At 47.1% G+C, this 11,170-nt stretch carries 11 protein-coding genes; 4 read left to right on the forward strand and 7 right to left on the reverse strand.

Annotated elements, in window-relative coordinates:
* On the forward strand, positions 1–1,018 hold a 1,018-nt coding region (locus tag HA494_05020), incomplete at its 5' end, for a DUF2070 family protein (GenBank protein ID NHV97132.1).
* Here the strand turns inward: HA494_05020 and HA494_05025 are convergent.
* Positions 1,015–1,635, reverse strand: a complete 621-nt coding sequence (locus HA494_05025) for a DUF99 family protein (protein ID NHV97133.1) — start codon at positions 1,633–1,635, stop codon at positions 1,015–1,017. The two genes, HA494_05020 and HA494_05025, sit on opposite strands and share 4 nt — an antisense overlap.
* Positions 1,636–1,688: 53 nt before the next feature.
* Here HA494_05025 and HA494_05030 point away from each other — a divergent pair, with 53 nt between their 5' ends.
* Complete coding sequence (locus HA494_05030) at positions 1,689–2,126, forward strand: hypothetical protein (protein NHV97134.1); 438 nt, start codon at positions 1,689–1,691, stop codon at positions 2,124–2,126.
* Between the two features lie 40 nt (positions 2,127–2,166).
* On the forward strand, positions 2,167–2,463 hold the full coding sequence (locus HA494_05035; protein NHV97135.1) for a hypothetical protein: 297 nt from the start codon (positions 2,167–2,169) through the stop codon (positions 2,461–2,463).
* 196 nt (positions 2,464–2,659) lie between these two features.
* Here the strand turns inward: HA494_05035 and HA494_05040 are convergent, their stop codons facing one another.
* The 6 genes from HA494_05040 to HA494_05065 form a co-directional block, all read right to left on the reverse strand.
* Positions 2,660–3,001 carry a P-II family nitrogen regulator gene (locus HA494_05040; protein ID NHV97136.1) on the reverse strand — a complete coding sequence of 114 codons (342 nt, stop codon included), beginning with the start codon at positions 2,999–3,001 and terminating at the stop codon, positions 2,660–2,662.
* Positions 3,002–3,019: 18 nt separating this feature from the next.
* Positions 3,020–4,207: an ammonium transporter gene (locus HA494_05045; protein NHV97137.1), complete on the reverse strand. Its 1,188-nt coding sequence runs from the start codon at positions 4,205–4,207 to the stop codon at positions 3,020–3,022.
* A gap of 398 nt (positions 4,208–4,605) precedes the next feature.
* Positions 4,606–5,550 carry a hypothetical protein gene (locus tag HA494_05050; protein ID NHV97138.1) on the reverse strand — a complete coding sequence of 315 codons (945 nt, stop codon included), beginning with the start codon at positions 5,548–5,550 and terminating at the stop codon, positions 4,606–4,608.
* A 9-nt stretch (positions 5,551–5,559) separates the two neighbouring features.
* On the reverse strand, positions 5,560–6,585 hold the full coding sequence (locus HA494_05055) for a hypothetical protein (protein NHV97139.1): 1,026 nt from the start codon (positions 6,583–6,585) through the stop codon (positions 5,560–5,562).
* Between the two features lie 79 nt (positions 6,586–6,664).
* Positions 6,665–8,944 carry an FMN-binding glutamate synthase family protein gene (locus HA494_05060; GenBank protein NHV97140.1) on the reverse strand — a complete coding sequence of 760 codons (2,280 nt, stop codon included), beginning with the start codon at positions 8,942–8,944 and terminating at the stop codon, positions 6,665–6,667.
* Positions 8,945–9,281: 337 nt separating this feature from the next.
* Positions 9,282–9,728 (reverse strand): Lrp/AsnC family transcriptional regulator, encoded by a 447-nt coding sequence (locus tag HA494_05065; protein NHV97141.1) that lies wholly within the window; start codon positions 9,726–9,728, stop codon positions 9,282–9,284.
* 123 nt (positions 9,729–9,851) lie between these two features.
* Between HA494_05065 and glnA the strand changes: the two genes are divergently transcribed.
* Positions 9,852–11,170: type I glutamate--ammonia ligase (glnA, locus tag HA494_05070; protein NHV97142.1), on the forward strand; the 1,319-nt coding region annotated here is incomplete at its 3' end.

Raw genomic sequence — 11,170 nt, forward strand, 5'->3', positions numbered from 1 at the left:
CCCTGCTATAGTGGTTTCTGACGTACACCCCGGCCCATTTGCTAATGTTGGCAGCAGTAATATACCGTTCGAAATGCAGCAGCGGTTGTCGGATAAGTTTGCACCTTTAATCTTACATAGCTTTTCAAGCCACGACCTGAACCTTCCTTCAAAGAGGTATGTTGATCTACTACTTGAGAGTCTAAACCACCTTAAGTCGATCAACAGCTCTGGGGTTTGCACAGAGTTTCTTACAGAAACTTATGGCAAAGCTATCGTAAACGGTATTGCCTTCGATGGAACTGCTCTGCTAACCATTACTCTTGCGCCGGAGGGTATGGAGGATTTCCCAAGCGAGGTGAGTGAGAAGATTAGAGCCGATGCAGCAAAGCTGGGGTTTAACAATCTTATAATCGTTGACGCCCATAACTCGCAAGGAGAAACCAATAGTGCTTCTGAGCTTAACGATATAGTGGAAGCCTCCGAGAGGCTGCTTCAGAAACTCAGAGATTCTCCAAAATACCCCTTTAAAGTAGGTTTCAGCCACTCCTCAGAGCTCAACCTTACGTTTAAGCAAGATGTGGGTGCTGGCGGTATAGGTGTATTGCTCTTTGAAGTGGCTGGTAAAAGATTTCTGCTGGTTGGTGCAGACGCTAACAACGCGGTTCGAGGTTTAAGAGATAGGTTAGTTAATGGGGTGAAGATTGATGGTGTTAAGGTTGTTGAACTCTGCACGAGTGACACACATTCTGCTTCGGGTAAAGCCCGCTCACCAATAGGCTACTCGCCTCTTGGCGAATTGACAGGAGTCGATGAAATAATCAATGCTGTGAGAGCTTTGGCTAAAAAAGCTGAAGAGAGGCTAGCAGATGCGACGCTTACCACCAAATTAGCATACGCCCAAGTAAAGGTGATGGGGGAGAAGATTCTGAACGAGTTCTCGAGAATCTTTGATAACGTGTTTGAGGTGGCGAAGACTGGAGGTAAGATTCTACTCATCGAGTTTCTATTAATTATAGTCGCAGCAAGCCTAGCTTAATAGAGTCCAGCATCCCACTCATACTTTGCGTGCGCCAGAAGCTGCGCCAACCTAACAGGCTCGGGTATAGCGCCTTGCAGCGTAAATTTATCCAAGATCTGTACAGCTTGCTTATCGTCCACACCAGCAGTACGGATATAGAGTGTTGAGCCTGTTTTTAACACCACCTTTTTGCGACCACCTATCTTATGGTACTGTTGGATTTTCTGCTGCCAGCTTTGCGGGAAGTGGTGCTTAATATGGTGCTCTAATCCTTCTGATTCCTCGAAAGTTAAACCTACAACAGGCACGCCAGTCTCAAGATGAACCCTATCTATATCGATGATGTTAAATAGGCTTATTATGACGCCGCGAAGCATAATCACGTTTATATCGTTACGCCCAAGCCTATAAAACATACCTACTACAGCGTCGGTAGCGTCATCACCGCCCAAAGTTGCTGAGCCGAATACGAAGCCATCAACAACAAGATCCGCACGCATAACTACACCAGCTAAACAAGACCGCTCCAATACACCTATACGAAAACTCTCCGCTATACCAAGCGCCCTTATACCCCTCTTCTCCACTTTAACACGCAAACCTCTGGAGAGGAGTATGTAGAGATGGAGACACATAAGCGTATCTAAAGCATATTTATCTGCCCCTCTCTAGTAGAAAGGCAGAGAAGTTGGCTGAAAAACAGCAGAAAGAGGATGAACTCTACAACCTAAGGGGAAAGACGCTTAAAGTCTATCTGCACCTACTAACAAGCGATGAGCCTGTTGGTGTAAGGGAGATTCAGCGCAGATTAGGTTTTTCAAGCCCAAGCGTAGCCCTACATCACCTCGAAAAGCTTCTTAACATGGGGCTAGTTGAAAAAGATAATTATGGTAGATACAGTGCTACAAAGAAGGTTGATGCGGCTATCCTTCAGTCCTTCTCAAAAATTGGTCGGTTTATGCTGCCTAGACTCAGCTTCTACGCAGCCTTCTTCACAACACTCACTGCAGCGTACATAATCCAACACTTGGGTTCATCTGACATCTACGCTCTCGTCTTCGGCTCAGCAGCTACAGCTGCCTTCTGGTTTGAGGCGATTAGAACTTGGGTAAAAAGACCGTTCTAAACTTTAGAAATAATATAGAGGCGAGGGATCTAACTTGCGGTTGGATCGACCTAAGCCTTGGCTGCATATTACGCTAGGTATAATCTTGGCGCTAGCTTTGACACTCGCCATCAATCTCTTAACGATAAGATATGGAGAAAAGATCGGCTACGAGCAACCCATGAGATCTCTAGAAGCGCAAAATCCAGAGCAAGCAACCAGATCCACCACAATCCCCACTCTAGAATACATATGGCAGCAGCCATCCTCTCTACACACCATAATCTTCAGCTTGTTGATAGCGTTCTCCTCGGCTTCACTAGCCTATCTAATCTTGAACCATCTGTTAAAAAAGTGAAGACTGGTGCCCATATAACCCTCTTCTCGAAGATATCTGTAAATTTTTCTTATGCGCGTGAGTTTGATTTGAATAGGAAGGGTAAGGAGGTCCTCGTTAGCCTTACTCTAGATTACGTGTGTTCGTTCTTAGCTATTATATAGGTTGATGAATTGATCGACAAATAATCAACTATCGCAACTAGATGCGAGCTTTGTTAGATTGCATCTTTTCCCATTTCTCCAGTTCTTATTCTGATTACTTCATCTACAGGTAGAATAAAGATTTTTCCATCGCCGACTTTTCCAGTGTAAGCTTTTTCTCTCAGAATATTGACGACTCTTTCAACGTCCTTATCTTCCACAACAACCTCTAATTTGATCTTCGGTAGCAAGTCAACTCTGTACTCCTTTACACCACGCCACTGAAGAGCGATTCCTTTCTGCCGCCCTCTACCCTTCACTTCATAAACCGTAAGCCCTAGGAAGCCTTCTGCTGCTAAGGTATTCTTCACTTCATCAAGCCTCTCGGCTCTAATGATCGCTTCAACCTTCTTCATTCACAACACTCCCGTCTGTCAAAAAGATGCATAAGCTTTCTCACCGTGTTGAGAGATGTCAAGACCAACGTCTTCCTCTTCAGGCTTAACGCAGAAACCTAACCCAATATCAAGAGCCTTAAATATGAGCAGGGACACGGTGAAAGAATAGACCCAAGCGGCCGCTACACCTATTAGTTGAATGCCCAGTTGCTCAACTCTACCAAAAAGCAGCCCATCCACACCCCCTAACGCCTTTTCAGCGAAGAGGCCAGTTGCTATAGCCCCCCACGTTCCGCCTATACCATGCACACCCCACACATCAAGAGAGTCATCAAGCTGCCTTCGAACCCTAAACGCTGCCGCAACGTAGCAAAAGAAGCCTGCTCCAACACCTATAACTATTGCGGAAAGAGGGTTCACAAATCCGGCTGCGGGTGTTATTGCAACCAACCCAGCAACAACACCAGCCATCGACCCTAAAACGCTTGGCCTACCCCTAAAATACCAGCTCATAAGCATCCACGTAAGCCCAGCTGCGGCAGCTGCGGTATTAGTGACCATAAAGGCATTGGTAGCTGATAATCCTGCGGTCAACGCACTACCCGCATTAAAGCCGAACCATCCGAACCAGAGTAACGCTGTACCGAGTGCTACAAAGGGGATGTTATGAGGCTCCATAGCGACAGAGCCGAAACCTATCCTCCGACGTAGTACGAAGGCTGACGCTAAAGCAGCGGCCCCAGCATTTACGTGAACAACGGTTCCGCCTGCGAAGTCGAGGACGCCAAGCTGCCTTAACCACCCATTACTACCCCATACCCAGTGGGCGACAGGATCATATACGAAGGTAGACCAAAGCAGTATAAAGATGATGAGTGTGTTGATCTTCACCCTCTCAGCGAAGGCTCCTACGATTAACGCTGGCGTAATGACGGCGAACATTGCTTGGAACATTATGAAAGCTGCGTGAGGAATAGTAGCAGCATAGGTCGGATTCGGATTCAAGCCAACGCCCTGCAGCCCCAACCACTCAAGCCCTCCTATGACCCCTCCAAATGAAGAGCCGAAAGCTAATGTGTAACCCCAAAGAACCCATTGAACGCTGATCAGCATAAGCATAAGAAAGCATTGCATTATTATTGAGACGGCATTCTTCTGTCTAACCATCCCCCCGTAGAAGAAACCTAAACCTGGTGTCATAACCATTACCAAAGCCGTAGCCATTAATACCCAAGCTGTGTCACCCGAATCCAAAGCTGTCTCACCCCACCTTCATCATTAAGTTTGGTCGAGTACATTGGCGAAGGAGAATCAATCTATTACACGCACTTCCCCTATGTACCGCCATCTCTGCGCTACTCATCAAACATCCATCCACTACCATCAAAGACAATCATTTATATAGTTTATCTTCATAATGTCTGAACAATCGTCTACAGTAAAAGGAACAAACTGAATATATAGATAGTAATTCGTTTGCATAGCGGCTCAACCCTCTGTTTACAATGGTTGAAAGCTCTAAAGAGGGCGCTCATATCCGGATAACATTAGTTGGTGAACTTTGCATCGAGCAGATGACTTGTCAGCTGCGAGGTATGCTCTTAAACTAAGTTTCTGATAATCTATCCGCTGCTCGAGATTATGGTGTATTTTGATGTAAGGGTCTCCTCAAGTGTTTGGTGTGGCAGGTTAAATGTTATCACATAATCCTGTAAGATCGGCCCTAATTCACGTTCTTCTTCGGTGTTGAGTTCACGGTATTCAGATGATGGAGGTTCGGCGTGTGCTGCGGTGTAGAATCTTCTGATGCGCTCAAAGGCTGGGGTTGGAAGCTCCTCTCTTAGTCTGTAATATGAAAAATCCGTTTTGGAGACTATTTTCAGGTAGGTTGATTGTTCCAACACACCTTCCTCCACTAACGATGAAAGATATAGTTGTATGTCTTCTTTCGGCGGCTGTACACCTATTGTAGAATCGTCAACCCTACTTCTTATATAGATTCTTCCCCCAACCAAGCCGCTTGCTATATAGTTTCCCACGACCCTCCTTCTTGAAGACCGCGCCAACCCCAATATTATAATCACGCCTCCAGCCATATACTCACCTAAGTAGTCATCTGCACCTCCCCCTATGATAAAGTACGGTCTTCTATCCAGATACTCCCTCATCTGTATACCAGCCCTATTACCAACGCTTCCTCTAACAAACACCACGCCACCCTGCAGAGCTTGAGCTGCCACATCCCTCACATCCCCGTAGACGATAACTCTACCGCCGTGCATGGTATCAGCTACGTCGTCGCCACAGTTACCTTGCACAATGAAGTTTATACGCTGATTGAAATTCGCCAGACAGTCCCCGACAGTCCCTATAAGCGTAATAGTTGTTCCTTCCGGAGCTAGGGCTGCAATATTTGCACCTATGAATCTGTGCCCAAGCACGTTCAAAACCCTTATCCTCCTCCTACCCTTCCTCACCTCATCTAGGATCATCTGATTCAACTCGAAGGAGGAGAGGTTTGATGCGTCTATCAACGCTTCTTCTTCACGCTGCATATTGCTAAGCATTTCACTCACCTATAGTATGGAGCTGCCGTCTTGTATTAACCCCCTGCTTAAAGAGGCTACAAATAAACCGCTTGGCTCTGGTGTCCATACCGTTGCTGACGGCGATACACACCTTATCTGACACTCTTCGCTAGCCACGTAATAAGCTCTGTCGTCTTCGCCGAAGATGATAGGTCTGAACTTCGCTCTATCAACGAGCGCAAGCAGATATACATCTCTCCCATCACAATACCCAGCCACTACCGTAAACGGGCCGTCAAGCTGGCACCCTCTTGCCTCAGCCATAAGCAGCTTAACTTCATCTCTAATATTAGATGTGCTGACTGTGTACTCATAAGGGTTCTGAAGTATCAGAAGCGCCTGTCTAAGCGAGTAGCCCTTAACTCTAAGCAAGTAGTCCAGCATATAAGCTATAACCTCACTATCTGTGCCTACGAAGCTCAGATAGCCTGCTAACCTCAGTAGCTGAAGATTTGAGCCGTAGGAGCTTATGTCCCCGTTGTGGACTACAGCGACCTCGTTCGCTGAAAACGGATGAGACCAAACCGGTGTTGTACCTGGTGAGTTTGTCGGCTGCCTTGTGTGGGCTAGCCACAGATCAGCTTCATATCTATGTGTATTCAGCTCATACTCCCCAGCTACATCATGAGGGTACCCCACTCCCTTGAATACGTTTACATATCTCCCATATGAGAAGATTCTACCCCTAACCCCTCCCTCATCAAAGAGCCTTATGTTGATCTGATCTACTATGGATTGGAGAGTATGCGGTGAGGCTTCAGCCCTAACCTCATAAACCTTAAAGCCCCCCTTATGGTCAAATGTAGGCGTCTCCTCCCCTAAGATGATCAACCTGCTGCCCTTAGCGTAACTTAGTAGCGTAGACCTAACATAATGTAAAGTCTCAGGGGAATCAACAAATATCTTGATTCGAATAGGCGGTGCTTTTCCATCTGGAATATCAAAGTAGGCGAAACCCGCACCTAGACTGCTTCCTCTAAACCGCACACTCTCAATAGCTTTAACAGCGGTCAAATTACCGATCTTAGGCTCTCCCCTCTTTCTCAGAACGCCGAATACTCCGCACCCATGCTTGACAACAGGTATATGGTATCTAGGTTCCAGCAGCCTTCACCTTAAGCCTGTTCCTCGTACTCGGCTCTAGATCTACACTTCTTAGGAGTTCACGATTCCCTACTACAGATGTGTATATGCTGCTCACCCCGCTTGCGCCTGCGAGAAGCCTTATCTCGCCTTTGACTGCTAAGATGAAGTTTTCGAGTCTTTGGCGGGCTTCAGCGAGGTCGAGCCTCTTCCCCTCCTCATAACCTATAGCTATCAGCGCTGCTTTACTCAACCCAACGGCGTCTGCACCCAAACACAAGAGCTTAAAGGCGTCATCAGCCCCCCTTACCACACTTCCGCCGCTTAGAAGACTAATCTGGTTTCTAACAGGTACCCCTCCGTAGAAGAGTTCCCGCAGCGCCCAGTCTGCCTCAGAGGTCATAACCGCGACATCAAGTCCTATCGGCGGGTACATCAGATCTGTGTCTATGAGGACTGCGTCAAATCCTCGGCGTATCAGCTGGGGGAGTGAAGCCAAGCTCTCTTCTGTGGGAGGTACCCTAACGTAGAGCGGCGTGTCTGGAAAGGCTTTTCTGAACGGCTTCGTTTCGCACCAAGTATCAACAACAATAGCCCCAACACCATTCGGCACATCTTCCACTTCGTCTGCAGCATACATTATACGGCTTAAGTAGTTGGCGAGGTGCTCACCGTAATCATCCTTGTCAACGTACAGCATCAAACCCATAGCCTTAGCAACTTTAGCGAAGATCAATGTAAGCTCTTTAGGTCCATCCCTGAGGTGTGAAAAGTAGAGTGGGAGTGAAAGCCTCACCCCACTCAAATAGGCTGCGGTTTCAACAACCTCCCTGTATGGGTCTATACTCGGCCTTGTAACCTGCGCTCCATCTATGAAAAGGTAGTCACATACAGCTTTAGGAGGCTCTACAAAAGGAGGGCCTAGACTCCCAGTGCCAGCTAATGCAGGCTCACCTCCATTATGCCCATAGAACCCAGCGATCTCTCTTAGATGCCTAACCCTCTTTTGAGACCAGTACTCACCCTCCTCCACAACTCGACAGATCTTGCGCCCTTCTACCAACTTAACACCTAGGATAGATGCTGTCTCATCCCACATGTCGAACGCCTCCAGCAGATCCCTCCTACCTACAAGCTCGCTAACGCTTCTTAAACCGAGGGAGCTGACGATAAGCCTCAACTCTTCAACCCATCCTCGTACGAAGTTCGTAAGTTTTTCAACCGCCTTATCCAGAGAAAGAACCTTTTCTGAGTTGGGTGTAACCTTATTGGTCAGAAGGGTGGGGCAGTACCCTGTGTGGCATCTATGGCACATAATGCAACCCATTGCTATTAACGCTGCTGTACCCAGATAGACGCAGTCTGCCCCTAAAGCCATAAGTTTAGCAGCATCCTCAGCGCTGCTTACGCGCCCAGCCGCTATTACTGAGAAGCCTTCCCTAAGCCCCTCCTTTCTCAGCAGCTTGTCAACAGAAGCTACAGCTATTTCTATCGGTAAACCTACGTTGTCACTAATAACTAGGGGTGATGCTCCGGTGCCGCCACCAGCACCATCCAATATTATCCCATCGCCACCCATTCTTGCGACACCAGTCGCTATGAACTGCACGTAGTTTGTAGCCCCGACTTTAACGAAGACTGGTTTGCCAGTAGCCTCTTTTATAGCCTCTATCCTCCGCCCAAGGTCCTCTATTGAATATATGTCGTGGTGTGGTGAGGGTGATATAGCTGGTTTACCAACAGGTATTCTTCTAACTCTAGAGATGGGTTCTGTCACCTTAGCCCCAGGTAGATGCCCGCCTATACCCGGCTTAGCACCCTGACCGATTTTAATCACCACAGCCAACCCCTTATTCAACACATCCACGTCTACACCGAACCTAGCCGAAGCCCACTGCACAGTAATTCTCCTAGCTTTAGCCACCTCAGGGTGCAACCCACCTTCTCCTGTTCCAGCCAAGGTTTCTGTGATGTCAGCAGCTTTAGCTAGCGCGATGTTCGCTACACCTGAGAGGCTGCCGAACGACATATCGGCAAAATATATTGGCGCTGAGAGCTGTATTCTACCTCTACCTATATTCACCTTACTATCCACTGTGTTCTGCGGATCACAAACCGCTTTGAACCTCAATCTATCTAAAGGTCTTGACGACTTTTCTTCAGGCGGAGCCCACATCCTAACCGCTCTGCCCGTCTCAGCCAATGATCTGATGTGCATTATCTTCTGGGTCGTCCAAAACTCCTTCTGGATCTGCTTAGGTAGGTTGATGTAATGATCTAAGACCTTAATTTCAGAGATCTGTAAACCCCTATCCCCAGCGCCGTGCTGTCTGAGCAAGCCTAGGAGATTCTAAAAAAGACTAATGTTTTTAAATACATAGTACATCATCTTGGCATCAGAATGTACCGATTTGATACAACTATTGGTAAAAGAGGGAGAATCTGGTATAATCTTCAGACGACTTTATGACCCATTATCTACGTTTACCGAGCGGGGCCTTCTTGTTGACTCTCTCACGTTGTAGGGGGTGATGCCCTTTAACCCGCATCTAGAAAATGTGTGAAAGAAAATCCATCTTCCACAAAAGCTAAAGCCTTTGGCATCCTAGATATCTTGGCTTCTGAATTCAAATAGGTAGGTTGAAGTCTTCTTTAGCCGTAGTCAAAACCACATGTGTGTTTGTTCGCTCGACGTATGGCATCTTCAGAAGGCTCTTGGTGAAGTTACTCAAGCTCTCTCTGTTTTTAAACTTCGCTATAACTATGGCGTCTGTCTCCCCTGTGACGTCATATACTGCGCATACACCCGGCATCTCTGCTACGCTCTTCTCAACCTCAACCAACTTACCCTTAGAAACCACGATCTCTGTTACAACCGTTATATCATAACCCAGTTTACTGTAATCTATGATTGCTGAGTAGCCTTTTATGATCTTAGCCGCTTCAAGCTTCTTTACTCTAGAAAGTACTGTACCTACAGCTACACCCACTCTTTTAGCGACCTCCCTATAAGAACGCCTAGCGTCCTCAAGATACTCTTTAATTATCCTTCTATCAACATCATCTATCTCCAAATCCAAGGAGATACAAACAAACCTTACTTATAAATATACTTAGACGTGGGACTCAGACAAATGTTCAGCAAAAGAAGAGATAGATATAAATATGTCACAATCTGCACCTCCACCTGTGGTCATATGACGATTAAAGAAGAGGAAAAAAGATTACAGTCCTTAACACCTGAAGATGTCATCTCCTCGATCAAAGAAAGTAAGGTCAGGTTTGTTGACCTACAGTTCACGGATTTAGCGGGTAGACTGCAGCACGTGACCATACCGGCGCGAACGCTCGACGTAGATTCTTTTAAGGTTGGTGTGCCTAAATTAGACGGTTCTTCGATAAGAGGGTTTGTTGAGATCTACGAATCTGATCTTCTTCTAGTCCCAGACCCAACAACATACGCTCTCCTGCCTTGGTACGGTGAGGATATCAAGACCGCTAGACTCGTCTGCGACGTATATCGTGGTTTCGGCGCTGGTCGTCTACTCTGGGACCCTAGAGCCATAGCTCAGAAGGCTGAGGCTGAGCTGGTTAAACTAGGTTACACCACATCATATTGGGGTCCTGAGGTCGAATTCTTCGTCTTTGACAAAGTGGTTTGGGATACGCTCTCACCCTATAGAGGTCAAAGCTACTCAATCGAATCTAAGGAGGCTGCGTGGAACAGCTCCGGCTACCCTATACGCTTCAAAGAAGGCTACTACCCAGCACCCCCCCAAGACACGCTCATGGTATTTAGAAGCGAATGCGTAAAGATCTTAGAGGACTACTTTGGAGTTAAATGTGACGCACACCACCACGAAGTCGCTACAGCGGGGCAGTGTGAAATCGATATACTCTACAACACACTGACCAAATCTGCTGATAACGTAGCCACCTACAAGTATGTTGTGAAGAATGTGGCTGTGCAGCATAACATGGTTGCGACTATGATGCCAAAACCCATATTCGCCGATAACGCCTCGGGCATGCACGTGCATATGAGCATATGGCGAGATGGTGTAAACCTATTCTACGATGAGCGAGACGAATACGCTGAATTAAGCCAAGTCGCAAGATACTACATCGGCGGCCTCATGGAACACGCTGAAGCACTATCAGCCATAGTCTCACCGACCACAAACTCCTACCGAAGGCTTGTGCCAGGCTACGAAGCACCTGTATACGTTGGGTGGAGTAGGAGCAACAGATCAGCGACGATCAGAATACCCGTTTATGAGAGAGGCCCTAAGAGCGCCGCTAAGAAACGCATCGAATACAGACCACCAGACCCATCAGCCAACCCCTACCTCTGCTTCGCAGCCCTACTGGCGGCTGGGCTAGATGGTATTAAGAAGAAGATCGAGATAGGCGATCCCCTCGACGAAAACATCTACAAGCTGACGCCTGAAAGAAGGCGTGAACTCGGCATAAAGGAGCTCCCAGGAAGCCTAAAAGAGGCGGTGGAAGCGTTAAA

It is taken from the genome of Nitrososphaerota archaeon (assembly GCA_011605775.1).
In the GTDB taxonomy this organism is placed as follows: domain Archaea; phylum Thermoproteota; class Nitrososphaeria; order Nitrososphaerales; family JAAOZN01; genus JAAOZN01.